Origin of the sequence: Empedobacter sp. UBA1574 (assembly GCF_002322895.1) — a bacterium.
Classification (GTDB): domain Bacteria; phylum Bacteroidota; class Bacteroidia; order Flavobacteriales; family Weeksellaceae; genus Empedobacter; species Empedobacter falsenii_B.
Genome location: NZ_DCOI01000029.1, coordinates 109,417 through 134,865 on the forward strand (window position 1 = coordinate 109,417; position 25,449 = coordinate 134,865).

23 protein-coding genes and 4 tRNA genes are annotated in these 25,449 nt (G+C 31.6%); 15 read left to right on the plus strand and 12 right to left on the minus strand.

What is annotated here, in order from left to right; genetic code table 11:
* The first annotated feature begins 106 nt into the window (after window positions 1-106).
* On the plus strand, window positions 107-1,828 hold the full coding sequence (locus tag B3578_RS09005) for an ABC transporter ATP-binding protein (RefSeq protein WP_291048055.1): 1,722 nt from the start codon (window positions 107-109) through the stop codon (window positions 1,826-1,828).
* Window positions 1,829-1,959: 131 nt separating this feature from the next.
* On the opposite strand, the gene B3578_RS09010 is transcribed toward B3578_RS09005, so the two are convergent.
* From B3578_RS09010 to B3578_RS09030, 5 genes are all read right to left on the minus strand, one after another.
* A tRNA-Glu gene (locus tag B3578_RS09010) sits at window positions 1,960-2,031 on the minus strand.
* Window positions 2,032-2,129: 98 nt separating this feature from the next.
* A tRNA-Glu gene (locus B3578_RS09015) sits at window positions 2,130-2,201 on the minus strand.
* Between the two features lie 286 nt (window positions 2,202-2,487).
* Window positions 2,488-2,559: transfer RNA gene (locus B3578_RS09020), tRNA-Glu, on the minus strand.
* A 12-nt stretch (window positions 2,560-2,571) separates the two neighbouring features.
* Window positions 2,572-2,826, minus strand: coding sequence for a 30S ribosomal protein S20 (gene rpsT / locus B3578_RS09025; RefSeq protein ID WP_038334974.1), 255 nt, complete (start codon window positions 2,824-2,826; stop codon window positions 2,572-2,574).
* Window positions 2,827-2,920: 94 nt separating this feature from the next.
* Window positions 2,921-2,992: transfer RNA gene (locus tag B3578_RS09030), tRNA-Glu, on the minus strand.
* A 218-nt stretch (window positions 2,993-3,210) separates the two neighbouring features.
* Between B3578_RS09030 and B3578_RS09035 the strand changes: the two genes are divergently transcribed.
* Window positions 3,211-3,843 (plus strand): C40 family peptidase, encoded by a 633-nt coding sequence (locus B3578_RS09035; RefSeq protein WP_038334971.1) that lies wholly within the window; start codon window positions 3,211-3,213, stop codon window positions 3,841-3,843.
* Window positions 3,844-3,899: 56 nt separating this feature from the next.
* Here the strand turns inward: B3578_RS09035 and B3578_RS09040 are convergent, their stop codons facing one another.
* Genes B3578_RS09040 through B3578_RS09055 form a run of 4 tightly spaced genes read right to left on the minus strand, consistent with a single transcriptional unit; the run spans window position 3,900 to window position 9,590 of the window.
* Entirely contained in the window at window positions 3,900-4,607 is a 708-nt protein-coding gene (locus tag B3578_RS09040; RefSeq protein ID WP_291047993.1) for a rhomboid family intramembrane serine protease, read from the minus strand.
* Entirely contained in the window at window positions 4,607-7,174 is a 2,568-nt protein-coding gene (locus B3578_RS09045) for a DNA gyrase/topoisomerase IV subunit A (protein ID WP_219034066.1), read from the minus strand. Before B3578_RS09045 ends, B3578_RS09040 begins: the two co-directional genes overlap by 1 nt.
* A gap of 4 nt (window positions 7,175-7,178) precedes the next feature.
* Window positions 7,179-7,685, minus strand: a complete 507-nt coding sequence (locus tag B3578_RS09050) for a hypothetical protein (RefSeq protein ID WP_125348939.1) — start codon at window positions 7,683-7,685, stop codon at window positions 7,179-7,181.
* Window positions 7,686-7,739: 54 nt separating this feature from the next.
* Window positions 7,740-9,590 (minus strand): DNA topoisomerase IV subunit B, encoded by a 1,851-nt coding sequence (locus B3578_RS09055; protein ID WP_125348938.1) that lies wholly within the window; start codon window positions 9,588-9,590, stop codon window positions 7,740-7,742.
* A 107-nt stretch (window positions 9,591-9,697) separates the two neighbouring features.
* Here B3578_RS09055 and B3578_RS09060 point away from each other — a divergent pair, with 107 nt between their 5' ends.
* The gene (locus B3578_RS09060; protein ID WP_114998290.1) at window positions 9,698-10,837 is read left to right on the plus strand and encodes a methionine aminotransferase; all 1,140 of its coding nucleotides are present in this window, start codon (window positions 9,698-9,700) and stop codon (window positions 10,835-10,837) included.
* A 55-nt stretch (window positions 10,838-10,892) separates the two neighbouring features.
* Here the strand turns inward: B3578_RS09060 and ychF are convergent, their stop codons facing one another.
* Both ychF and B3578_RS09070 read right to left on the minus strand, forming a co-directional pair.
* On the minus strand, window positions 10,893-11,984 hold the full coding sequence (ychF, locus tag B3578_RS09065; RefSeq protein WP_125348936.1) for a redox-regulated ATPase YchF: 1,092 nt from the start codon (window positions 11,982-11,984) through the stop codon (window positions 10,893-10,895).
* Window positions 11,985-12,066: 82 nt separating this feature from the next.
* A complete protein-coding gene (locus B3578_RS09070) occupies window positions 12,067-12,468 on the minus strand; it encodes a hypothetical protein (RefSeq protein ID WP_219034023.1) in 402 nt (133 codons plus the stop codon).
* A gap of 62 nt (window positions 12,469-12,530) precedes the next feature.
* On the opposite strand from B3578_RS09070, the gene B3578_RS09075 reads away from it, so the two are divergent.
* A complete protein-coding gene (locus B3578_RS09075) occupies window positions 12,531-13,043 on the plus strand; it encodes a thioredoxin family protein (protein WP_286494948.1) in 513 nt (170 codons plus the stop codon).
* A 36-nt stretch (window positions 13,044-13,079) separates the two neighbouring features.
* Here the strand turns inward: B3578_RS09075 and B3578_RS09080 are convergent, their stop codons facing one another.
* The gene (locus B3578_RS09080; protein WP_219034021.1) at window positions 13,080-13,775 is read right to left on the minus strand and encodes an ATP-binding cassette domain-containing protein; all 696 of its coding nucleotides are present in this window, start codon (window positions 13,773-13,775) and stop codon (window positions 13,080-13,082) included.
* Window positions 13,776-14,018: 243 nt separating this feature from the next.
* Between B3578_RS09080 and B3578_RS09085 the strand changes: the two genes are divergently transcribed.
* The 11 genes from B3578_RS09085 (at window position 14,019) to B3578_RS09135 (ending at window position 25,410) form a co-directional block, all read left to right on the plus strand.
* Window positions 14,019-14,840: a prephenate dehydratase gene (locus B3578_RS09085; RefSeq protein ID WP_219034020.1), complete on the plus strand. Its 822-nt coding sequence runs from the start codon at window positions 14,019-14,021 to the stop codon at window positions 14,838-14,840.
* The gene (locus B3578_RS09090; RefSeq protein ID WP_291048006.1) at window positions 14,837-15,979 is read left to right on the plus strand and encodes a pyridoxal phosphate-dependent aminotransferase; all 1,143 of its coding nucleotides are present in this window, start codon (window positions 14,837-14,839) and stop codon (window positions 15,977-15,979) included. Before B3578_RS09085 ends, B3578_RS09090 begins: the two co-directional genes overlap by 4 nt.
* Window positions 15,976-16,824: a prephenate dehydrogenase gene (locus tag B3578_RS09095; protein ID WP_286494950.1), complete on the plus strand. Its 849-nt coding sequence runs from the start codon at window positions 15,976-15,978 to the stop codon at window positions 16,822-16,824. The genes B3578_RS09090 and B3578_RS09095 overlap by 4 nt, the downstream gene beginning before the upstream one ends.
* Window positions 16,825-16,870: 46 nt before the next feature.
* Entirely contained in the window at window positions 16,871-17,950 is a 1,080-nt protein-coding gene (locus B3578_RS09100) for a bifunctional 3-deoxy-7-phosphoheptulonate synthase/chorismate mutase type II (RefSeq protein WP_115002148.1), read from the plus strand.
* 6 nt (window positions 17,951-17,956) lie between these two features.
* Window positions 17,957-18,877 (plus strand): ribosome small subunit-dependent GTPase A, encoded by a 921-nt coding sequence (gene rsgA, locus B3578_RS09105; protein ID WP_291048011.1) that lies wholly within the window; start codon window positions 17,957-17,959, stop codon window positions 18,875-18,877.
* A gap of 103 nt (window positions 18,878-18,980) precedes the next feature.
* The gene (locus tag B3578_RS09110) at window positions 18,981-19,253 is read left to right on the plus strand and encodes a hypothetical protein (RefSeq protein ID WP_221854400.1); all 273 of its coding nucleotides are present in this window, start codon (window positions 18,981-18,983) and stop codon (window positions 19,251-19,253) included.
* A 134-nt stretch (window positions 19,254-19,387) separates the two neighbouring features.
* Complete coding sequence (dtd, locus tag B3578_RS09115) at window positions 19,388-19,837, plus strand: D-aminoacyl-tRNA deacylase (RefSeq protein ID WP_115002146.1); 450 nt, start codon at window positions 19,388-19,390, stop codon at window positions 19,835-19,837.
* Between the two features lie 19 nt (window positions 19,838-19,856).
* Entirely contained in the window at window positions 19,857-21,749 is a 1,893-nt protein-coding gene (locus tag B3578_RS09120; protein ID WP_291048016.1) for a DUF3857 domain-containing protein, read from the plus strand.
* 7 nt (window positions 21,750-21,756) lie between these two features.
* Window positions 21,757-23,760, plus strand: coding sequence for a DUF3857 domain-containing protein (locus B3578_RS09125; protein WP_291048019.1), 2,004 nt, complete (start codon window positions 21,757-21,759; stop codon window positions 23,758-23,760).
* A 91-nt stretch (window positions 23,761-23,851) separates the two neighbouring features.
* On the plus strand, window positions 23,852-24,178 hold the full coding sequence (locus tag B3578_RS09130) for a nucleotide pyrophosphohydrolase (RefSeq protein ID WP_038333238.1): 327 nt from the start codon (window positions 23,852-23,854) through the stop codon (window positions 24,176-24,178).
* Between the two features lie 2 nt (window positions 24,179-24,180).
* Window positions 24,181-25,410 (plus strand): 3-phosphoshikimate 1-carboxyvinyltransferase, encoded by a 1,230-nt coding sequence (locus B3578_RS09135; RefSeq protein WP_291048024.1) that lies wholly within the window; start codon window positions 24,181-24,183, stop codon window positions 25,408-25,410.
* The last annotated feature ends 39 nt before the right edge of the window (window positions 25,411-25,449 follow it).

The following is a 25,449-nucleotide window of genomic DNA, read 5'->3' on the forward strand; positions in this document are numbered from 1 at the left end:
ACAACGTTTTGATTCGTAGCAAAATTACAAAATTTATAAATACAAAATCTTAGAAATTATTGATTCGAGAAAATGATTAAAAAATCACTAAATTTCCACTTCATTTATCAAGCAACAATTTGCCATGCAAAAGCAAGATTTACATTATATTATCGAGATCAAAAAATTATCGATTTCTTTTGGAGATAAACAAGTTTTGAATAACATCAATTTCAAAGTAGAACAAGGTGATACATTAGGAATTGTTGGAGAATCCGGCTCTGGAAAGTCATTAACTTCATTGGCAATTATGGGTTTATTGTCTCCTAATGTGACAATTCATCCCGAAAGTGAAATTCTTTTTCGTCAAGATGATAAAATGATCGATTTGCTTAAACTTTCGCCTAAAGAACTGGAGGAAATAAGAGGAAATGAAATCGGAATGATTTTTCAAGAACCAATGACTTCTCTAAATCCAAGTTTACGTTGCGGGGAACAAGTGGAAGAAGAGATTCGTTTGCATCAAAATTTATCGAAAGAAGAAGCTAAAAAGAAAGTTCTTCATCTTTTTGAACAAGTAAAATTACCAAATCCCGAACGTATTTATAAAGCCTATCCGCACGAATTATCTGGTGGACAAAAGCAACGTGTAATGATTGCAATGGCGATTTCTTGCGAGCCGAAATTATTGATTGCTGACGAACCAACAACAGCTTTGGACGTTACGGTACAAAAAGCAACGTTAGATTTATTGAAAGAATTACAAGAAAAAAATAACATGAGCATGTTGTTTATTTCTCACGATTTGGGCGTAATTGCAAATGTTTGCGAAGAAGTTTTGGTGATGTTTCGTGGTAATGTTGTAGAACAAGGAAATGTGGAAACTATTTTTAATCATCCGAAAGAAAATTATACAAAAGGTTTAATTGCTTGTCGACCTCGATTGGATGAACGCGCAAAACGTTTACCTACGGTGAAAGATTTCTTAGAAAATCCAAATTTCAAAACTGAAATCTATACAGAAGAAGAACGAGAAGCTTTTCACGAAAAAATTTATGTAAATCCTCCAATTTTAGAGGTTAAGAACTTGAAGAAATATTTCTATCCTTCGACTCTATTTGGAAACGCTACAATCCCGAATGTAAAAGCTGTCGATGATATTTCATTCAAAGTATATCCAGGTGAAACAATGGGCTTGGTTGGCGAATCGGGTTCTGGAAAAACAACCTTGAGTAGAACGGTTTTGTTATTAGAAAAACCAACTGCCGGCGAAATTTATTATAATGGTATAGATATTACGAAACTAAAAAAAGAGCAAATTCGTAAATTAAGAAGAGAAATTCAGATTATTTTCCAAGATCCATATTCAAGTTTAAATCCTCGCCAAACCATTGCGCAAATTATTACAGAACCAATGCAAGTGCATAAAATTGGTCTGAATAAAGCTGAGCGATTAAAAACGGCTTCATCTCTTTTACAAAAAGTGGGTTTATCAGATCAAGATTTGAACAAATATCCGCACGAATTCTCTGGTGGGCAACGTCAACGTATCGGGATTGCTCGTGCTTTGGCTTTAAATCCTAAATTTATCATTTGTGATGAATCTGTTTCTGCGTTGGATGTTTCTGTTCAGGCACAAGTTTTGAATTTATTAAATGATTTGAAAACAGAATTTGGATTTACCTATATATTTATCTCGCACGATTTGGCGGTTGTAAAATATATGAGCGATCAATTATTGGTGATGCAACACGGAGAAATGAAAGAATTGAACGATGCAGACAAGGTTTATGCGCATCCGACAACAAACTATACCAAAGAATTGATAGAAGCTATTCCAAAGCTATAAAAGGATCTTTTATAAAAGCAAAAAGCGTTTGAAGTTTATTTCCTCAAACGCTTTTTTATTGATCGCAATAAATCAATATAAACTAAACTATTTCAAAATAAAAAAAGCATCCAAATCTGAATGCTTTTTAGTAGTCCCTAGGGGAATCGAACCCCTCTTTCTAGAATGAAAATCTAGTGTCCTAACCGATAGACGAAGGGACCTCCTTTCGTATTATTGTGGTGCAAAAATAAACGTTTATTTTTTATTACCAAACAATTTTCGAAAAATTTATACTATTTTTTTTAATCAAGTCAAATTGTAGTCCCTAGGGGAATCGAACCCCTCTTTCTAGAATGAAAATCTAGTGTCCTAACCGATAGACGAAGGGACCACTTAATATGAATTAATTAATTCGAATATTATTTATTTTGAATGAACGTCATTTTGTGTTGGGAGTTGTAGAAAAGTCGATGTATAATTCTAATAATTTGAACCAAGTTGAATTATACAGCGACATTTTCATTCCCGATTAATCATCTAAACATTATGATTAACCTTTACAAACAAAACACAAAAAACAATTTCCTTTACACAGTATTCTACTGGTTGTTTAAAAAATCAACAACTATGAACAAGGAAAAAAAAGATTGCAATAATGCAATCCATCTATTAATTTGTAGTCCCTAGGGGAATCGAACCCCTCTTTCTAGAATGAAAATCTAGTGTCCTAACCGATAGACGAAGGGACCACTTTTATTTTATTAAGCTAATCCCGCAATATGTTTCGCTAACTTTGATTTTAAGTTTGAAGCTTTATTCTTGTGAATAATGTTTCTTTTTGCTAACTTATCAATCATTGAAGAAACTTTCGGAAAAACTGTTTCTGCTTCATTTTTATCAGACTCAGATCTTAAAGCTTTAATAGCTGTACGAGCTGATTTGTGATAATATTTATTACGATCGCGTCTTACCGCTGACTGTCTAATTCTTTTTAATGCTGACTTATGATTTGCCATAACTTAAATCTCTTTCTATTTTAGTTCGGCAAAGATATAAACAAATATTTTATCTCGCCAAATTAATTTAATAATTTTCTAAAACACTTTTATGTAGCCCATAGGAGAATCGAACTCCTGTTTCCAGGATGAAAACCTGATGTCCTAACCACTAGACGAATGGGCCGCATGACGGCTTAACCACTTGTTGTGAAAAGCGAGTGCAAATGTAGAACAATTTTTTGGACTTCCAAATATATTTAAAAGTTTTTTTGAATATGTTTTTGTTAAAAAATGTTAAGGAAGTTAATATTTTGTCAAAACAACTCTTATATATAATGAGTTATAATTTTAACAATTACTTTAGCGGTGCTATTAAAATTTATACAAACGAATACTCAATATATGAAAGCATCGATATTAGGTGTAGCTGCAGTGGTTTGCACGATGTTTATTACATCATGTTCATCTTTAACCCCAGTTAGTGAAGCTACAGAATATTCTTCGAGAAGTTTCGTACCGAAACCAAGAGCTATTGAAGCTCAAGCTAAAATAATCAATAAACATGCCAATTTAGATGTTACACCAATAGAAATTAACGATGAAGCGAAATCTATGGTTGTGTTAAACAGCGTTTTAGAAGAAACGAATGAATTGTTTGCAGGGTTTTTATTAAAAGAAGCAGAAACGTATATTGGTACACCTTACCGATACGGAGGCACAACAAGAAGTGGTATTGATTGTTCTGCCTTTGTTAGAAACGTTTTCGAAACTTTCAATAAAAATTTACCTCGTGTATCTGCAGATCAGGCAAGAGAAGGTTTTACAGTTAGTACAGACGAAGCAAAGGAAGGAGATTTAGTTTTCTTTGCAACAAGAGGTCGTGGTAGAGTTTCGCATGTAGGAATTGTTCATGGAAGAAATAAAGATGGAGTTTTAGAATTTATTCATTCATCTACTTCTCAAGGTGTTATGGTATCTTCTTTAAATGATAGATATTGGGGACCAAAATTCTTATACGTAAAAAGAATATTATAACATTATCATAAAAAAAGCATCAAGTAATTTTGATGCTTTTTTTTTGTCTTATTTTTTTATTTTCGATGTTCTCTCAAAATCATCACAAGCAATACAATTAATGGAACAATCATTCCTAAAATATAATATGTATTGATTTGTAAAATTGTTGGATAAAATAATATTGCAGATAATAATCCCACAATTGCTCCACCTAAATGCGCTGAATGCCCGATGTTCCCTAAATTAGTTTTCATTCCATAAACTGAATATCCTAAATATAAAATTCCGAAAATCCAGGCTGGAATTGGTAAAGCAAAAAATAATCTTAATTCCATTTCAGGAAAAGCTGCAATTGCAGCGAATAAAATCCCTGTGACTCCTCCAGAAGCTCCTACTGCCGAATAAAAAGTTTCTTTCTTGTGAATCAACAAAGACAAAAGATTTCCGCCAATAACTGCTGCAAAAAAAACTAAAAGAAACATTCCGTAACCTACATTTAGTTTAGCATTCGAAAAGTCTCCTAATAAAAATCCTTCTTGACTTGCAAAAAAACCGATAACAGGATTCGCAAAAAAGTAAAGAGTTAACATATTGAATAACAAATGAGTAAAATCAACATGTAAAAATCCTGAACTTAAAATTCTATAGTATTCCTTATTATATAATATCGACCCTACTTGGAATTTATATTTTTCAAAAAAAGCTAAATCGTTAAAACCTTTCCAACTTACCAAAACATTCAATCCAATAACGACTAATGCCACAATAGAGATGTCTCCCATTATTCTTCTATATTTTCTTCTTCATTATTATCCTCCTCAATCGCATCAAATAGCGTCGGCTGCGGCTCTTCTTCTGACTCCTCCTCTTCTTCTGGTTCTTCGAATGGAAGCGGTTCTAACACATTAATCTGTTTTAATTTATATGTCGTCAATTGATTTCCTTGCGCTTTAATTCCTTTAACTGTAATAAATTCTTCTAAATTTATCACTTCTGGTTCTTTTTCTAAACCTTTTACTTTTGGGAAAATCAACTCAATAACTGGTAAATAATCTGTCGAAACAACTTTTATTGATGATTTACCATCTTCTAACGTATAAAAAGTTTGTGGAGAAAATGTATCTTCTAAAAGGAAACGTTTCACAAAATAACGATCTTTTTCTGCATCATAATACACGCAAGAAATCGGTTTTGAAGGTTTCCATTTCTCGATAATTTCTAAATCTTCGTCAAAACGATTACTCAAATCAAACGAAACCAATTTTGCTTCACCTTTTTTATTAATCGTTAAAATTTTATCATCACCCTTAAAAGAACCTAATAAAATCCCCAATCCATCTGCATTTAGGCGTTTTGTATCCGTATCAAACCAAATTTGACGAGGTGCTAAAGTCGAAACTCCTTCCTCTTTCAATTCTACTTTTTTGATTGGATATTTTGTTACTAAATTTCCTTTTGATGCACGACCTTTAATCGCTAAATCAGCAAAATTAATATCAAATTTTAATTTTTTGATTCGTTGATGAGTTTTTAAAATAATTGATACAACTTCGGCTTCTCCATTTGGATTTGCTGAAAAATACAACACTTCCGAACCTTTATTACCAGCCGTTAAATCATATTCTTTATCGCGAGTAATTCCCGTTACAGCAAAACGTTTTTGATAAGCCGGACCATTTTTACCATCGCGATAAATCAAGTTATAAATGGTACGTTTATCATTTTTATGCCAAATTCCAACATGAATAATTCCTTTTCCAACAAAAGTTTTTGCATCAACTTTTGTCACAATCATCGAACCATCATGTTTGAAAACCACAATATCATCAATATCAGAACACTCGAATAAATACTCGTCTTTTTTCAATGAAGTTCCGATAAAACCTTCGTTTCTATCCACATAAAAACGTGTATTTGCAACGGCAACTTTTGTCGCATCAATCGTATCAAATGTTCTAATTTCTGTTTTACGTTCTTTTCCTTTTCCGTATTTTGTCTTTAGGTTTTTGAAATAATCGATCGCATAATCAATCAAATTTGCTAAATGATGTTTTACATTCTCGATTTTATCTTCTAATGATTCAATAAATTGTTGTGCTTTATCTAAATCAAATTTTGAAATACGTTTGATTCGAATTTCTGTTAAACGCGTAATATCTTCTTCCGTAACTGGACGAATTAAATGCGCAATATGTGGCTTCAGCCCTTTATCAATCGCAGAAATTACACCTTCCCATGTTTCTTCTTCTTCGATATCGTGATAAATTCTATTCTCGATAAAAATTCGTTCCAACGAAGAAAAATGCCATTGTTCTTGCAGTTCATCTAACTCAATTTCTAACTCTTTTTTCAACAATTCAACTGTATTGTTTGTATTGTGAATTAAAATTTCAGAAACTGTTAAAAATTCTGGTGTTTGTTCATTAATCACACACGCATTTGGCGAAATAGAAATCTCGCAATCCGTGAATGCATACAATGCATCAATTGTTTTGTCTGGACTACTTCCTGGAACAAGATGAATTAAAATCTCAACTTCAGCCGCTGTATTATCTTCAATCTTTTTGATCTTGATTTTACCTTTATCATTGGCTTTTAAAACTGAATCAATCAAAGATCCTGTCGTTGTGCCGTAAGGAATTTCCGTAATTTTTAACGTTGTTTTATCTTCTTGCAAAATCTTTGCACGAATACGCACTTTACCACCACGCAATCCATCATTATAATCGGAAACATCAACCAATCCAGAAGTTAAAAAATCTGGGAAAATTTGAAATTTCTTTCCTTTCAGATGTAAAATTGACGCATCAATTAACTCATTGAAATTGTGTGGCAAAATCTTTGTTGACAAACCAACTGCAATTCCTTCTACTCCTTGTGCCAAAAGCAAAGGAAATTTGATTGGAAGATCAATTGGTTCTTTATTTCGACCATCATAAGATGGTTGCCATTTTGTAGTTTTTGGATTATAGACAACTTCTAACGCAAATTTAGTTAATCGAGCTTCGATATAACGCGACGCAGCTGCTCGGTCACCAGTGTAAATATTTCCCCAGTTTCCTTGCATATCGATCAACAATTCTTTTTGACCAATTTGAACCATTGCATCAGAAATCGCCATATCACCATGCGGGTGATATTTCATCGTATTTCCTACAATGTTCGCAACTTTGTTATATCGTCCGTCTTCCAACTCGCGCATTGAATGTAAAATTCTACGCTGAACTGGTTTCAACCCATCATAAATAGATGGAATTGCTCGTTCTAAAATTACATAAGAGGCATAGTCAAGAAACCATTCTTGGTACATACCAGAAACCTTCTTGATGCTCTCTTGATTGTCTTGCATCATGTTAAATAGCTACTTCTACATTGTTTTTGACCATACAATTAGACTCCACAATTTTGTCTAATTCAGTCAAAATAATATTAATATTTCGGTTAGAAATGAATGCTAAACGAAATTTGACTTTTGTTAAATTGGTAGGATTCTTTTTACTGTTAATATAAAAGACAACGTTTTTTGAAAGAATTCCTTTCTGAAAATCGTATTTGATCAATTTATACTTCGGTAAATCGATTTTGTTCGTTTTTGAATCTAAGAAGGATAAAAATCCAACATTCTTCGTTTCAAAAGTTATGGTTTCACCTTTTGTGTCTATCGCAAAAAATTGATTTCCACTTTTATAGCTTACATAAATAAACAACGCTATAAAAATTGCAACAACATAAGGTGGTATTATGTGATACTTGTAAGGTAAAATACCAGCATACATAATAAGGTTTAGAATGATTAAAATAACGATGGTGAAATTTAGCATTTTAAAGAGCTGTATCACATTTTTATTATTCTTCTTCATATTTATAAAATAGGTGTTTAGGTTAGATAGAAAGTAAGTTTTTTATAAAATATTCTAATTTTTAATAGCTTCTACAGCCAAATTGTTAATAATAAATTCTTGTCTTGTTGGTGTATTTTTTCCCATGTAAAATTCTAAAAGACTTTCGATGGTTTGATCTTTTCCAATCATTACTGGTTCTAAACGAATATCTTTTCCGATAAAATGTTTGAACTCATCTGGCGAAATTTCACCTAATCCTTTGAATCGTGTAATCTCTGGATTTTTAACTTCTTCCAACGCTTTTATACGTTCTGGTTCAGAATAACAATAACGTGTTTCCTTCTTGTTTCTCACACGAAAAAGTGGTGTTTGCAAAATATACAAATGTCCCTCTTTGATCAATTCTGGGAAAAATTGTAAGAAAAATGTAATAATCAACAAACGAATGTGCATTCCATCGACGTCAGCATCAGTTGCAATTACAACATTATTGTAACGTAAATCTTCTAATCCTTCTTCGATGTTTAATGCCGCTTGTAAAAGATTAAATTCTTCGTTTTCATAAACAATTTTCTTTGTCAAACCGTATGAATTCAACGGTTTTCCTCTCAAACTAAAAACCGCTTGCGTTTCTACACTTCTACTTTTGGTAATCGATCCACTTGCCGAATCTCCCTCGGTAATAAAAATAGTTGTATCTAAACGTAATTCAGCTTTCGGATCATTATAATGTTGACGACAATCGCGCAATTTCTTGTTATGTAAACTAACTTTTTTGGCGCGATCACGCGCTAATTTTCGAATTCCAGAAAGCTCTTTTCGTTCCGTTTCTGATTGTTTAATCTTGCGTTCTAATGCTTGCGCAACTTCTGTATTTTTATGTAAAAAGTTGTCAAGATTCGTTTTGATAAAATCATTTACAAACGTGCGAACCGTTGTCATTCCTGGTCCAATTTCATTCGAACCAAGTTTAGTTTTTGTTTGCGATTCAAAAACTGGCTCAATTACTTTGATCGAAATTGCTCCAATAATTGATTTTCTAATATCCGCAGGATCATAATTTTTATTATAAAATTCGCGAACAGTTTTCACAACAGCCTCTTTAAAAGCTGTTAAATGTGTTCCTCCTTGCGTTGTATTTTGACCATTCACAAAAGAATAATACGTTTCCGAATATGATTTCGAGCTGTGCGTCATCGCAATTTCGATATCTTCTCCTTTCAAATGGATGATATCATAAATTGTTTCTTCCTCGATATTATCATTCAATAAATCTTTCAATCCGTCTTTCGAAAAGAATTCTTCTCCATTGAAAATAATTTTCAATCCTGGATTTAAGTAAACATAGTTTTTCAACATTTTGTCTACATATTCTTTTCTGAATTTAAAATTCAAGAAAATCGATTTATCTGGGATAAATGTAATTTTAGTTCCTTTTCGTAAAGATGTTTCTTTTTCATCTTCTTGATTTGCTAAAATCCCTTGCTCAAACTCTGCAATACGTGTTTTTCCATCTCGAATAGATTGCACTCGAAACGATGTTGACAACGCATTTACAGCTTTTGTACCAACACCATTTAAACCAACCGATTTTTTGAAAGCTTGTGAATCATATTTACCACCTGTATTCATCTTAGAAACGGCGTCAACCATTTTTCCAAGCGGAATTCCACGTCCATAATCACGAACCGTTACCTCATCTTCGCGCAGATTAATTTCGATTGTTTTTCCTGCACCCATCACAAATTCATCGATACAGTTATCTACAATCTCCTTCAACAAAATATAAATTCCATCATCTTGAGACGAACCATCTCCCAGCTTCCCAATATACATCCCAGGTCGCATGCGAATATGTTCGCGCCAATCAAGGGTTTTGATATTGTCTTCCGTATAATTTACTTGTTGATCTAATTCTGACATTTGAGTTGTTGAGTGTTAAACGAGTTTTACAAAAATAAGAAAAAATTTCCTAAAAATATTAAGGTTCATTGTTTTGATTTTGAGCAAAAACGACCTAATTTACCAATATGATAAAATCTAAACTACCCAATGTTTCGACAACCATTTTTTCGGTAATGAGTCAATTGGCAAATGAACATCAAGCGATTAATTTAGCGCAAGGTTTTCCTGACTTTAATGCAGATTCTGAATTAATTAGTCGTTTAAATTATTATTCAACACAAAATTACAATCAGTACGCGCCAATGACTGGCGTCGAAAAATTGCGTGTATTACTTTCAGAAAAATATTCTAATCTTTATCAATCTGATTACGATTTTCAGAATGAAATTAACATTACGAGTGGTGCAAGTCAAGCGATTTTTAATGTTGTTTCTACATTAATTCATCCAAATGATGAAGTAATTATTTTTGAACCTGCTTACGATTTATATCAACCAACGGTTGAATTATTTGGAGGAAAAATTGTTCCAATTCAGCTAAAATATCCTGAATATTCTATCGATTTTGAAGAATTGAAGAAAAAAATTAATGATAAAACGAAATTGATTATCGTTAATAATCCGAATAATCCAACTGGAAAAATTTTATCCGAAAATGATTTAAAACAATTTGAACAAATCCTAAAAGATTCAAATTGTTATTTGCTTGCAGATGAAGTTTATGAGCACATTACATTTGATGGAAAATCGCATCAAAGTTTTGCAAAATTAAAATCAGTAAAAGACAAGATTTTCATCGTAGGTTCTTTCGGAAAATTATTTCACATAACTGGTTGGAAAATCGGTTATATTTTAGCCGAAAAAGAATTGATGAAAGAGTTTAGAAAATGTCACCAATTCAATACTTTTTCTACGCATACACCATCACAATATGCAATTGCAGATTATTTAGAAAAACCTGATCATTACTTGCATTTGAATGATTTTTTTCAACAAAAAAGAGATTTATTTGTTAAAGGTTTAGCTTCAACAAATTTTGAAGTTTTGCCTTGCGAAGGAACTTATTTTGTAAGTGCAAATTATGCTAAAATAAGTGATTTATCTGATGATGAGTTTGCAAAACAGTTAACCATCAAAAATAAAGTTGCGACGATACCAATTTCAGCATTTTACCATGATAAAACAGATAACAAAGTAATTCGATTTTGTTTTGCTAAAAAGGATGAAACACTTTTAATGGCTTTAGAAAATTTGAAAAGTTTGTAGAAAAATAAAAGCTCAATCTTTCGATTGAGCTTTTTATATAGATATAATTTAAATCTTAAACATTAAACAAGAAATGCATGATATCACCATCTTGTACGATGTACGCTTTTCCTTCTACGTTTAATTTTCCTGCTTCACGACATTTAGATTCTGATCCGTATGTAATAAAATCCTCAAATTTGATTACCTCTGCACGAATAAATCCTTTTTCGAAATCTGTATGAATAACTCCAGCCGCTTGTGGTCCTGTAGAACCTTTTTTGATTGTCCAGGCACGAACTTCTTTTACACCTGCTGTGAAATAAGTTTCTAAATCTAACAGTGTGTAAGCAGAACGAATCAAACGATTAACGCCTGGCTCTTCTAATCCTAATTCTTCTAAGAAAATTTGACGTTCATCAAACGTTTCTAATTCATTGATATCAGCTTCAATTTGTGCCGCTAAAATCAACACTTCAGCATGCTCATCTTTTACAGCTTCTTTTACTTTTTCTACCCACTCGTTTCCGTCTTTTGCAGCAGATTCGTCTACATTACATAAGTACAAAACTGGTTTAGAAGTAATTAATTGTAACGAATCTACAATTTCTTGCTCTTTTTCGTCCAAATCCATCTCACGAACATTTTTCAACTCTTCTAAATGAGCGATTACAGCTGTTAAAACTTCTACAACTTTTTGTTCGTCTTTATTTCCCGCTTTTGCTGCTTTTTTAGATTTATCGATACGTTTTGTAACTGTATCCAAATCTTTCAATTGCAACTCAATATCAATTGTTTCTTTATCACGCAATGGATTAATAGAACCATCAACATGTGTAATATTTTCGTTTTCGAAACAACGTAAAACGTGAATAATTGCATTACACTCGCGGATATTTCCTAAAAATTGATTTCCTAAACCTTCTCCCTTACTTGCTCCTTTTACTAAACCAGCAATATCTACAATTTCTACAACCGCAGGCACAACGCGCTCTGGATTTACAATTGCTTCTAACTGATTTAGACGAGTATCTGGTACAGAAACTGTTCCTACATTTGGTTCAATTGTACAGAAAGGATAATTCGCCGATTGCGCCTTTGCATTCGACAAACAGTTAAATAAAGTAGATTTACCAACATTAGGCAATCCAACAATTCCACATTTCATATATGTTGTCTCTTTTTTTAATGATTGAATATTAGAACGATGTTCTAATAATTTTGTGCAAAGATAATGATTTCCATTAAATTTATTTAACCGAAGAAACTCTGTTCAATTTTATATTTAATACATTTCCAGAATATGATTTCATTTCACCATAAAAACAATCGCAAGTCGCATTATAAGTTAAATCATAATAATTAGAAGTTTTATCAAGATTTATTTTTCTGAATTTGAGTTGAGGAAAATTAAACACAACAGAATCTGTCACATCTTTTTCATAACCATCTTGAAAATCAAATTCTATTTTTAATTTTGATTTATTTCTTGAAACATCCATAACCGCATCACTCTTTGTCAAAGGAACTTCTACCACTTTCGATTTATAATCCAAAAAATCTTGTTTCCATTTTCCTTCAATTGTTTTTATATTATTGGATGCGCAACTCACAAGAAATAGCAAAAAGATAAATCCTAAAAAATGTTTCATAAGTGTTAATTTTTTATTGAAAATACAATTATTTATTTACATTTACTTAAATACTTATTACAATGAAATTAAAAGCCTTAATCGTAAGTTTTATGATTGCTTTCGCAGGAATCGTAAACGCGCAAACAGCAACAGAAATATTAACAAAAGCTCAAAATCAAGCGAAGGTTGAAAATAAAAATGTCTTTTTAATTTTTCATGCTTCTTGGTGCGGATGGTGTAAAAAGATGGAAAAAAATATGGACGATCCAGCTGTGAAACCATATTTTGATGCGAATTATGTCAAAACATTTATTACTGTACAAGAACGTGCAGAGAAGAAAAATTTAGAAACTCCTGGTGGAGATGCTATCAATGAGAAATTAGGAGGAAAAAATCAAGGTTTGCCTTTTTGGGTAATTTTAGATTCGACTGGAAAAGTTTTAGAAGATTCTCGCGTAAATGGAGAAAATCTTGGTGGTCCAGCTTCTGAAGAAGAAGTAAATCACTTGATTGCAAAACTTGAAAAAACAACGAAAAACGATAAAGTTGATCCAGAAAAAATCAAAGAAGTTTTTATCTTGAAAAAGAAATAATTCACAAAAAAATCCGCTCAATGGACGGATTTTTTTTTATTGTGTTAAAACATGAAAAGCTTCTTCCAAGTTTTTATATTGTCCTTTAAATTCTTCTATCGCTTGATCGGCTACAATTTTTCCTTTATTCAAGAGGATTACACGCGAACAAAGCGCTTCTACTTCTTGCATAATATGTGTCGAAAGTATCACCGTTTTTTCTTTTCCAATTTCTTTAATTACCTCTCTAATTTCAATAATTTGATTTGGATCCAAACCATTTGTAGGCTCATCTAAAATTAAAATTTCTGGGCTAGAAATAATCGCTTGCGCCAATCCAACACGCTGTTTATATCCTTTAGATAATTGATGAATTTTCTTATGTTTTTCTGGTGATAAACCTACTTTTTCAATGACTTCATCAATTTTTGATTTAGGCACATTTCGAATATTTGTTACAAATTCCAAATACTCTCTTACATACATATCCATGTACAATGGATTATTTTCTTGCAAAAATCCAATCAACTTTTTCGATTCAATTGGTTGCGTCGAAACATTAAAATCATTCACAGAAATTTCACCAGAATCTGCATTTATTGCATTGGTAATACTTTTCATCAATGTCGATTTTCCTGCTCCATTTGGTCCAAGTAAACCAACAACTTCGCCATTATTTATAGAAAACGAAACTTTGTCTAAAGCCATCTGTTCACCGTATTTTTTTACTAAATCTGTAATGATTATTCCCATTTGATGAAAAATTTTCGATAAAATTAGCAAAAAAGATTTGGATAACTGAAAAATTATTTTTTAGATTTGTAGAACAATTAGAAAAACGAAATGGCAACATTCAATTATTTTAACGCATTCTTTTTTTACTTTTTTGGATATTATCCAGGAGAGCAGGGACTGCGTTGTCAAAATTGATTGTTAACATTCATAATAAGATAATATAAAGTCCCGCAATTTGTGGGACTTTTTTTGTGGAAAAAAATGAAAGAAAGAGTTGCAATACAAGGTTACATTGGTTCATATCATCACGAAGCTGCCAATAATTATTTAGGAAATGACATCGAAATTGTAGAATGCGACACATTCAAAACTTTAGCAAAGTCGCTTGCAAAGGGAAAAGTTGAAAAAGCAATCATGGCAATTGAAAACACAATTGCTGGGGCAATTTTACCAAACTATGCATTGCTAACGAAATATAATTTGAAAGTTGTTGGAGAAATTTATTTATCAATTCAACATCAATTGATGGTAAAAAAAGGACAAACTTTAGATGATATAAAAGAAGTTCGTTCGCACCAAATGGCATTGTTACAATGTGATAAGTTCCTTGAAAAACATCCAACATGGCGCGTTGTAAATGATATCGACACTGCATTAACAGCCAAAGATATTATTGAGCAAGATTTGAATGATGTTGCTGCAATTGCCTCAAGAAAAGCGGCAGAAGTATATGGATTAGACATTTTAGCTTCAAGTATTCAGACGTTTCAAGATAATTTTACTCGCTTTTTTGTATTGCAACGCGAGCACAACGATTACGAAGATTTCAATAAAGTTTCGATGCGTTTTTCTGTTCCACATAAAGCTGGTGCTTTAGTAGATGTATTAAATCAAATTGCAGAATGTGGAATAAATATGGACAAAATACAATCTGTTCCGATTATTGAAAAACCTTGGGAATACTCTTTCCATATTGACATTACGTTCGAGCAAAAAGAACAATATTATGAATTGCTTGGAAAAATTGCAAGAAAGTTAACGGATTTAGAAATATTAGGCGAATATAAACTGGGGAAAAAATGATAGCAGAAGCCCAACGATTACAAAGTGTTCAAGAATATTATTTCTCGAAAAAATTACAAGAAATAGCGAACATGAAAACCGACATTCCAATCATTTCATTAGGAATTGGAAGTCCAGATTTACAACCTCATCCAGATGTGATCGAGGAATTAATCAAAAGTTCACGAAACGGAATCAATGGCTATCAAAGTTATCGCGGAATTCCAGAAATGCGCGAAGCAATGGCAAGTTTTTACAAAAACAAATTTGATGTAGACGCCAATCCTTCAACAGAAATTTTGCCACTTATGGGCTCTAAAGAAGGAATTATGCACATTTCGATGGCATTTTTGAATGAAGGTGATAAAGTTTTAATTCCAAATCCTGGATATCCAACTTATTCATCTGTTACAGAATTAGTGCAAGCAGAACCTTTATTCTACGATTTGAAAAATGAAAATGATTGGCTTCAAGATTTTGATCAGTTAGAAAAATTAGCCGAGCAAAAACCAAAAATTATGTGGCTCAATTATCCACATATGCCAACCGGAGCCAAAGCCCCAAAAGACGTTCTTAGAAAATTAGTAGAGTTTGCAACTCGTCACAATATCTTAATCGTAAATGATAATCCGTATAGTTTTATTTTGAACGATGAACCGACAAGCATCTTAGGAATTGAAGGTGCAAAAGATGTTTGTATCGAACTGAATTCATTAAGCAAAACCTTTAACATTGCAGGTTGGCGAGTAGGAATGGTGATTGGAAAAGAAAGTTTTATTAATTCTATTCTAAAAGTAAAGTCAAATATGGATTCGGGAATGAATTTTGCGATACAAAAAGCCGCGACAAAAGCTCTTTTAGTTGATGATTCTTGGTACGATGAATTAACAAAAATTTACGCAGAAAGACGAAGAATCATTTGGGAAATCGCTGATATTTTAAATGTAAAATATAATCCCAATGCAGCAGGAATGTTTATTTGGGCGAAGCTTCCAGAAGGAAAAGATGATAAAAAATTTATTGATGAAATTTTATACAATAAAAAAGTATTTATTACACCAGGAAGTATTTTCGGAAGCAATGGTGAAGGATTTATAAGATTTTCACTTTGCGCACCTGTCGAGAAGTTGATTGAAGTAAAGAGAAGATTAGAAGCATGAAAATAATTTCAGTAATCGGTTTAGGATTAATCGGAGGTTCTTTTGCTTTAGCATTAAAAAAAGTTGGTGTTGCCGAAAAAATAATCGGTGTTGATCAAAATATTGAACATCAAATTCAAGCTTTAGAATTAGGAATTGTGGATGAAATCGCTCCTTTGAATGAAGCACTTTCTCAATCAGATTTAGTAGTGATTGCGGTTCCAATTAATTCAATTCAAAAAGTTTTACCAGAGATTTTAGATCAAATTAATGATAAAACGATTGTAATGGACATGGGATCAACAAAAGCTGGAATTTGTAAAAAAGTTTTAAGTCATCCCAAAAGAAAACAATTTGTTGCCACACACCCAATCGCAGGAACGGAAAATTCTGGACCAAAAGCTGCTTTTCCTGAGTTGTTTTTAAACAAAGTTGCGATTTTGTGTGATATTGAAGAAAGCGAAAAAGAAGCAGTAAAAAAAGTAAGAAAAATTTATCAATCGCTCTGGATGAATGTTAAAACAATGACTTCGGAAGCGCATGATGCGCACATTGCGTACGTTTCTCATCTTTCGCACATTACATCTTTCGCTTTAGGACAAACAGTTTTGGAAGAAGAAAAGAATGAAGATGCAATTTTTGACATGGCTGGATCTGGTTTCGAATCTACGGTTCGTTTAGCAAAAAGTTCACCAGATATGTGGACACCAATTTTGATTCAGAATCGAGAAAATTTACTCAATGCTATTGATGCTTATCAAACTCAAATTTCTAAAATCAGAAAAATGATCGAAGAAAAAGACGCCGAAGATATTCATCAATATTTAAAAAACACAAACGACATACGTCGAATATTAAATAAATAATTACTCTCAAATAAAATAAATATTAAATCTTAAATTTGTAAATGTTATGGAAAACAATAACTGGATAAAAGAATACGATAAACCAATGATCATCGCTGGACCTTGTAGTGCAGAAAGTGAAAAACAAATGATGACAATCGCTGAAGATTTGGACAAAGATTATGTGCAAGTTTTCCGTGCGGGAATTTGGAAGCCTCGTACTAAACCAAATTGTTTCGAAGGAGTTGGTGCAATCGGATTAAACTGGTTGAAAAAAGTAAAAGACGAATTCGGAATGAAAATCGCAACTGAAATCGCCAATGCAAATCACGCAAAATTAGCGTTAGAATATGATGTTGACGTTTTATGGATTGGTGCTCGTTCTACGGTAAACCCTTTTACAGTACAAGAAATTGCTGAAGCTTTACGTGATACAGACAAAACAGTTTTGGTTAAAAATCCTGTAAATCCAGATTTAGATTTATGGATTGGTGCTTTGGAGCGTTTAGAAGGTCAAGGAATCAAAAACTTAGGTGCTATTCACCGTGGTTTTTCAACGTACAAAAAGACAAAATACCGTAACAATCCACAATGGCAAATTGCATTAGATTTCAAAAACAAATTACCAAACGTGCCAATTATTTGTGACCCATCACACATTTGCGGAAACAGAACAGGATTATTTGATGTTGCACAGCAAGCTTTCAACTTTGAATACAATGGATTGATGATCGAAACACACAATAATCCTGATGAAGCTTGGTCTGATGCAGCTCAACAAGTAACACCAGCTCGTTTATTAGAAATCTTAAAAGATTTAGAAATTCGTGTTTCTGATGATCCAGATGCAATTTACAAAACTGGAATTCAGAATTTACGTCATCAAATTGATGAATTAGATAACTCTATTTTAGATGCAATTGCTCAACGTATGAAAGTTGCAAACTCTATCGGAGAATTGAAAAAAGAACATAATGTGGCAGTTTTTCAGCCAGATCGTTGGAAACAAATCAAAGATAATTCTGTAAAAGCAGGAGTTTCTTTAGGTTTATCTGAAGATTTTGTTGACAAATTATTGCAAGCAATTCACCAAGAATCTGTTGCGCAACAAAACCAAATTATGGTAAAAAAAGAAGAAAAAATTTAAACAATATTGAAAGGAATTGTCATAAAATCTACTGGTAGTTGGTATCATCTTTTAACCGAAGATGGTGCAACCTATCAGGCAAGAATTAGGGGAAAATTTAGAATAGCCAATATCAAACATACCAATCCAATTGCTGTTGGAGATGAGGTTGAGTTTGAGATTGACAAAGATGATATTGCAGTCATTACAAAAATTCATGATCGCAAAAATTACATCATACGAAAATCTGTTAATCTATCCAAAAAAACGCATATTATTGCCTCTAACATTGATGTTGCTTTTTTGGTTGTAACGCTTTCTAATCCCAAAACTTCGTTTGGTTTTATTGACCGTTTTTTGATTACTGCCGAAGCTTATCATATTCCTGTTGTAATTTTATTCAACAAAATGGATTCATACACGGAAGATGAAATGGCTGAGTTAGAAATTTATAAATCAATTTACAATTCTATCGGTTACGAAAGTCTTGATATTTCTGCTGAAACTGGTCTAAATTTAGATCTTGTAAAAAATCGAATGAAAGATAAAGTGAGTTTGGTTTCGGGACATTCTGGCGTTGGAAAATCAACGTTGTTGAATACTTTAAACCCTGATTTGAACCTAAAAACGCACGAAGTTTCTGATTTTAATAGCAAAGGACAACATACCACAACTTTTGCACAGATGTACGAATGGCCTTTTGGAGGTTTCATTATCGATACGCCTGGAATTAAGGAATTTGGTTTGGTTCATATCGACAAAACCGAATTACAAGGTTATTTTCCTGAAATTTTAGAACTGAAACACAATTGTAAATTTGATAATTGTATTCACGTTAACGAGCCAAAATGTGCTGTACGTTATGCAGTAGAAATTGGTGAAATCGCAGTTTCTCGCTACGAAAATTATCTCACTTTTTTAGAAGAAGATATTTATACCGAAAAATAATAAAAAAGCCGTTTCTTATGAAATGGCTTTTTTATTTTCTCAAATTACGGTTTCACGTAAAAATAATTCAATTTCTCATTTTATTTTTGTTAAAATTAATTGAATGAGCAATTTATCCGTAAAAATCGCTTTAGATTTTGAGGAATGTACAAAGGAACAAAAAGAAAGATTTTTATTGCATTTAGAAGATTTAAATTGGAAACCATTAAATCCAAATAAATTGTGGATTGCTGAATTTGATAATTCTGAAAATAAAGAAAACAGAATAAAAAATATAGAACAAGAAATCATCAATGCAAAAAAAATGTCAAAGCTCTATGAGTTATATTATGCGATAATTGCAGATGAGGAAATCTATTTTAACCAACTAACTTAAACCTATAGCGATTGCTTTCTAAACTTAAATTACAACAAACGTTATAACACATTTAAAAGATGAGTTGTAACGTTTTTTTATTTGTTAATAATTTCTTAAATTCAAATCGATTTTAAATCAATAAAACTAGAATTATGCGAGTGATTTTACAGCGTGTGCAACATGCTTCTGTAATGGTAGATGGAGAAATAACAGGAAAAATTGAAAGCGGAATTTTGGCCTTGGTTGGTTTTGAACCTGATGATACGAAGGAAGATTTTGAATGGATTTCGAAAAAAATAATTAAACTCCGAATTTTCAATGATGAAAATGATGTGATGAATTTGGATGTACAGCAAACAAATGGAGATATTTTGGTTGTGTCTCAATTTACGTTGCATGCGTCTACGAAAAAAGGAAATCGTCCGTCATATATCAAAGCGTCAAAACCGGACATAGCAAACGTACAATATGAAACATTTTTGAACGTTTTAGAATCAAATTTCAAGCCTGTACAAAGAGGAATTTTTGGTGCAGATATGAAAGTCGAATTATTGAATGATGGTCCTGTAACCATTTTTATCGATTCAAAAAATAAAGAATAACTTGATTAACAGATATTGAATGAAACAAACTCTACTTTTTTCAACTTTTTTGATTAGTTCATTTTCTTTTGCGCAAAACTATGCAGTCGATCAAATTCCAGCCGATTTGATAAAAGATGCTTATGCTGTTGTACGAAAAAATGAAGAAAAAATAGAACTTCTAAAAGTTGATGAATTAAAATATACGGAAGACGTTGTCGTAACAGTTTTGAGTAAAGCAGGCGATAATTATGTTGGTGCGCAAGCGAATTATGATGCAAATACGAAAATTGACTTATTCGAGGCAACTTTGTATGATGCAAATGGAAAAGAAATTAAAAAATTCAAGACCAAAGATTTTGGTGACCAAAGTTATGTTACAGGTGGACAAATGTACACGGATGATCGCATAAAATATTTGAATTATACTCCAACAAATTATCCTTACACGATACATTATAAAATTGTTACAACGAACAAAAATACACTTTGGATTCCGCGTTGGTCACCTATACGAGCAGCAAATTTATCAATCGAAAAATCGTCTTATCAATTTGTAAATAAAACATCTTCAACTATTCGATTGAAAGAAGATAATTTTAAAGATTTTGACATTGCAAAAACAGGAGATAACAATAATTTGAGCTATTCATTAAACAATGTTTTGGCATTTAATGAAGAAGATCAAATGGTTGGAAGTCAAAAAATATTTCCTCGCGCTATTTTAGCTTCAAATCAGATCAATATCGATGGTGTTAAAGGAAATTTTGACAATTGGAATGATTACGGAAAATGGACTTTTGATAATTTAATTCGTACAAAATTAGATTTTACTCCAGCTCAAAAATCAACTTTTCAAAACATGGTAAAAGATGCAAAGTCGGATGAAGAAAAAGTTCAGATTTTGTACAAACATTTGCAAAATAAAGTTCGATATATTGGTGTACAACTGGGAATTGGAGGACTTTCGCCTTTTCCGAATTCTTATGTTGAGAGCAAAAGTTATGGCGATTGCAAAGCCTTATCTAATTATATGATTGGAATGTTAGATGCAGTGAATATCAAATCGTATCACACCATATTATTTGCTGGAAATCCAATTGATATTGATGAACAAATGATGTATCAACAAGGGAATCACATGATTGTTTATATACCTCTAAATGGAAAAGATATTTGGTTAGAAGCAACAAGTCAAACAGCTCCTTATAATTATTTAGGTGATTTTGCAGGAAATAGAAAAGTATTAATTGTTGATGAAAAAGGCGGAAAAATTATTCCTTCGCAACAATTCAATACAGAAGATAATCAATTATTCGTCAATGGAAATGCAACACTTTTAGCAGATGGAACATTAAATTTTGATTTTTCTGAAACTTCCAAAGGTTTGATTTATGAGAATTTTGCAAGATTTAATCAATTAAGCGAGAAAGATCTTGATGTTCGTTTAAAAAATCGATTTTCTTACTTACAAGGAATATCATTCAAAAAGAAAGAATTTAATAATGATTGGAAAAATGCTGTTTTTACTTCAAATTTCGAGTTTTCAGCACCAAATTATGCTAAAATTCAAGGAAATAACATCATTCTGAATATTATTCCAGTGAATAAAGAAGAGACTTCTGTCAAAAAAATGAAAGATAGAAAGTTTGATTTCAACATCGAGACAGGATATGTTGACGAAGTTTCGTATACATTGACACTTCCTTCTGGTTATAAATTACCACAAAAATTTGATGCTATAACTGTGAAATCTGCTTTTGGAGAATATCAATTAGAAATCAATCCAAAAGAAAATAATGCATTCGAAATAAAACGTATTTACAAACAATTTTCTGGAACTTTTTCGAAAGAAAAATACAACGAATATGTAGAATTTAGAAGACAAATTTCGGGTTACGACAACACAAAACTACTTTTAGAAAAATTATAACACTAATATGAAAACAATATTTACGATTGTTGCGACAGTTGCAACTGTTTCGAGTTTTGCACAAGATGTAAAATTTGGAAAACTATCTAAACAAGATTTCGAGAAAACAAAAAGTACAATTCAAGCTGACGCTCCTGCAGAAGTTTTATATGCTGACGGAAATTATAAAGTTAGTTTTAATACCAATCAAGGAGGTGTTGAGCAAACAAAAAAAGTTTTTTATAGAGTAATTGTTTTTGATAAGGATAAAACACCTGATGATGTTTTGAAAATAGAAATTCCTCTTTACAAAAGCTCAGGATCAGATCAAGATAAATTGATTACTTTAAAAGCGGTTACCTATAACCTTGAAAATGGAAAAATTGTTGAACAAAAAGTTGAGAAAAAAGATATTTTCTTAGATAAAGTCCATCGTTTTATGGATAAACAAACGTTTACATTTCCTAATGTAAAAAATGGATCAATCTTAGAATATACATACGAAATTATTTCCCCTTTCTATGGAAATACTGATACGTGGTATTTTCAACAATCGATTCCTGTGGTTGCAAGTAATTTCACGATGCAAAATCAAGAATATTTTAATTATCAACAAGATTTGAGAGGCGGTTTCGCTCCAAAAATTTCTACAAATTCTAAAGAAGATAATTATACAATTCACAATAAAAGAGAAAGTGATATCTACGGAAGGACAACTCAAAATTCAAGTATTGATAATGCTAAAATGAAAATCAATACACAAACTTATTCATTAGTTAATTTACCTTCTTATTCTCGCGAAGCTTATGTGCTTAATCCGAGAAATATGTTAGCAAGTATTCAGTTTGAGTTAGCTTCTTTTGTTGCTCCAGGTAGAACTTCAGAAAGTTTCTCTACAACTTGGGAACGTATTGGAAAAGATTTGATGGATCACGAAGAATTTGGTCGACAATTAAATGGGAATAATTTTTTAGATGAAACTGTAAACGCTACAATTGTTGGAAAATCTACAAATATTGAAAAAGCTCAAGCAATTTACAATTATGTAAAAAACAACATGGCTTGGAATGATTATTTAGGTCAATATACAGATAAAGGAATTCGAAAAGCATTTAACGAAAAATCAGGAAATTCAGCGGATATCAATCTTATGCTAACAGCTATGTTGCGTAAAGCTGGATTAGACGCAAATCCAATTGTTTTGAGTACGTTGCAAAATGGTTTAATCAATTATTCGTTTCCTTCTCGTAGTAAATTGAATTATGTGATTGTTGGAGCAACAATAGATAATGAGTTTTATTTAATGGATGCAACTGATAAAAATGCTCAAATTAATTTATTACCAATTCGGGCAATTAACGATCGTGGGTTTATGGTAAATGACAAAGGAATAAAAGAAGTTCCTCTTCGTAATTCGGTTATGACCAATGATAAAATATCAATTACGGCAGATTTAAAAGCTGATGGAAATTTGAAAGGTTTATTTTCTAATGTTCGTGATAATTATTTTTATATGTTTGATAAAAGTGAAATCGCAGATGATCCAAAAGCGTTTGAAAAAGAATTTGTAGAAGATTACAATTTTGAAATTTCAGAATTTAAAACACAAGATAATAAACAAAATGTAATTCGTCATCAATTCAAATTTGATGATGTAAAAGTAGATGTGGCTGGAAATAAAATATTATTCAATCCATTTTTATTTGTTGCGAATACAAAACATAATTTAAATCTAGATCAACGTAATTACAATATTGAGTTTGGTGCACCAACTACGAATACAAATACAGTTAAAATTAAAATTCCAGAAGGTTACAAAGTCGAATCTTTACCAACTGAAAAGCAATTTACAATGCCTGATCAAGCTGGTGGATATGCATATAAAGTAATTGAAAAAGATGGTTTTATTATCGCTCAAGCCCAAAAAGTTATTCCATACAGTATTTTACCTGCACAATACTATAAACCATTGAAAGAATTTTTAACAAATATCATTAATGCAGAAAGTCAGCAAGTGATTTTGGTAAAATAATAAAAAATATTCTAAACATCGAATAAAGCCAACTCCAAATACGAGTTGGCTTTTTATTTTTGTACCTTTAACTTTTAAAATTTAAAATAAGATGAGCCTTAAACAAGCACAAACAGACGTTGATAATTGGATAAAAGAACATGGTGTTCGTTATTTTAACGAATTAACAAATATGGCACAATTAACTGAAGAGGTAGGAGAAGTTGCACGTATTATTGCACGTCGTTACGGTGAACAATCGGAGAAAGAATCTGATAAAAACAAAGATCTTGGCGAAGAATTGGCAGATGTTATTTTTGTAGCGCTTTGTTTGGCAAATCAAACAGGTGTTGATTTAGAATCAGCTTTTTACAAAAAATTAGATTATAAAACAAAACGTGACCACGATCGTCATCAAAATAATGATAAATTAAAATAAATATGATTGAAATTTCTGCTCTAAAATCTCCGATAAACAATCAATTAGCCATCACAGGTTCTAAAAGCGAAAGCAATCGTTTGTTGTTATTAAGTCAATTATTTGAGAATGTTTTGACATTAGAAAATGTTTCAAATTCAGAAGATTCTCAATTAATGCAAAAAGCGTTAGCGAACAAAAGTGATTTAGTTGATATTCACCACGCGGGAACTGCCATGCGATTTTTAACGGCTTATTTTTCTATTCAAGATGGACGAAAAATAACGTTGACAGGTTCTGAAAGAATGAAACAACGTCCAATAAAAGTTTTAGTTGACTCCTTGAATGAGTTGGGTGCAGAAATTTCGTATCAAGAAAACGAAGGTTATCCGCCTTTATCGATTGTTGGAAAAAAAATAACGAAAGATTCTATTACAATCCCTTCTAACATTAGTTCTCAATATATCTCGGCTTTATGTTTGATCGGAACGAAATTAGAAAATGGATTAACGATAAAGTTGGATGGAAAAATTATTTCTGTTCCTTATATTCAAATGACAATTCAATTATTGAATAAAGTTGGAATTAATGCAATTTTCGAAGGAAATACTATCAAAATTCCTTTTACTGAAAACATCAAAGCTCAAACATTACAAGTAGAATCTGATTGGAGTTCAGCTTCATATTATTATAGTTTGATTGCTTTATCGCAGAATTCTGAAATTAAAATCTCAACTTATTTCGAAGATTCTTTACAAGGAGATTCAGCTTTAAAACATATTTATGCAGAAAATTTTGGTGTAATTTCAACTTTTGAAAATGGAGTTTTAACATTAAAAAATGAAGATAATTTCATACCAAAATCTATCATCGAATTAAATTTAATCAATACTCCAGATATTGCACAGACGATTTCTGCAACTTGTGTGGGATTGAAAACAAAATGTCATTTAACTGGTTTAGAAACACTAAAAATCAAGGAAACAGACCGTTTAGTCGCACTTAAAAATGAGTTGGAAAAATTTGGAGCAATTATAACAATTACAAACGATTCATTAACGATAGAAGGTTATAATAATTTTGAAAAAACGCCAACTTTAGCAACATATAACGACCACAGAATGGCAATGTGTATGGCGCCTTTAGCACAAATTTACCCAATTCGAATTGAGAATGAAATGGTCGTAGAAAAATCTTACCCAACATTTTGGGAAGACTGGAAACAATTAGGTTTTGAAATTAAATCGATTTAAAATATAACAAAAAAATCCGCTTAATAAGCGGATTTTTTT

Bases quoted from the DNA above. Each gene is read 5' to 3' on its own strand.
- rpsT (WP_038334974.1), bottom strand. From the start codon at position 2,826: ATGGCAAATCATAAGTCAGCATTAAAAAGAATTAGACAGTCAGCGGTA.
- B3578_RS09035 (WP_038334971.1), top strand. From the start codon at position 3,211: ATGAAAGCATCGATATTAGGTGTAGCTGCAGTGGTTTGCACGATGTTT.
- B3578_RS09040 (WP_291047993.1), bottom strand. From the start codon at position 4,607: ATGGGAGACATCTCTATTGTGGCATTAGTCGTTATTGGATTGAATGTT.
- B3578_RS09045 (WP_219034066.1), bottom strand. From the start codon at position 7,174: ATGCAAGACAATCAAGAGAGCATCAAGAAGGTTTCTGGTATGTACCAA.
- B3578_RS09050 (WP_125348939.1), bottom strand. From the start codon at position 7,685: ATGAAGAAGAATAATAAAAATGTGATACAGCTCTTTAAAATGCTAAAT.
- B3578_RS09055 (WP_125348938.1), bottom strand. From the start codon at position 9,590: ATGTCAGAATTAGATCAACAAGTAAATTATACGGAAGACAATATCAAA.
- B3578_RS09060 (WP_114998290.1), top strand. From the start codon at position 9,698: ATGATAAAATCTAAACTACCCAATGTTTCGACAACCATTTTTTCGGTA.
- ychF (WP_125348936.1), bottom strand. From the start codon at position 11,984: ATGAAATGTGGAATTGTTGGATTGCCTAATGTTGGTAAATCTACTTTA.
- B3578_RS09070 (WP_219034023.1), bottom strand. From the start codon at position 12,468: ATGAAACATTTTTTAGGATTTATCTTTTTGCTATTTCTTGTGAGTTGC.
- B3578_RS09075 (WP_286494948.1), top strand. From the start codon at position 12,531: ATGAAATTAAAAGCCTTAATCGTAAGTTTTATGATTGCTTTCGCAGGA.
- B3578_RS09080 (WP_219034021.1), bottom strand. From the start codon at position 13,775: ATGGGAATAATCATTACAGATTTAGTAAAAAAATACGGTGAACAGATG.
- B3578_RS09085 (WP_219034020.1), top strand. From the start codon at position 14,019: ATGAAAGAAAGAGTTGCAATACAAGGTTACATTGGTTCATATCATCAC.
- B3578_RS09090 (WP_291048006.1), top strand. From the start codon at position 14,837: ATGATAGCAGAAGCCCAACGATTACAAAGTGTTCAAGAATATTATTTC.
- B3578_RS09095 (WP_286494950.1), top strand. From the start codon at position 15,976: ATGAAAATAATTTCAGTAATCGGTTTAGGATTAATCGGAGGTTCTTTT.
- B3578_RS09100 (WP_115002148.1), top strand. From the start codon at position 16,871: ATGGAAAACAATAACTGGATAAAAGAATACGATAAACCAATGATCATC.
- B3578_RS09110 (WP_221854400.1), top strand. From the start codon at position 18,981: ATGAGCAATTTATCCGTAAAAATCGCTTTAGATTTTGAGGAATGTACA.
- dtd (WP_115002146.1), top strand. From the start codon at position 19,388: ATGCGAGTGATTTTACAGCGTGTGCAACATGCTTCTGTAATGGTAGAT.
- B3578_RS09120 (WP_291048016.1), top strand. From the start codon at position 19,857: ATGAAACAAACTCTACTTTTTTCAACTTTTTTGATTAGTTCATTTTCT.
- B3578_RS09125 (WP_291048019.1), top strand. From the start codon at position 21,757: ATGAAAACAATATTTACGATTGTTGCGACAGTTGCAACTGTTTCGAGT.
- B3578_RS09130 (WP_038333238.1), top strand. From the start codon at position 23,852: ATGAGCCTTAAACAAGCACAAACAGACGTTGATAATTGGATAAAAGAA.
- B3578_RS09135 (WP_291048024.1), top strand. From the start codon at position 24,181: ATGATTGAAATTTCTGCTCTAAAATCTCCGATAAACAATCAATTAGCC.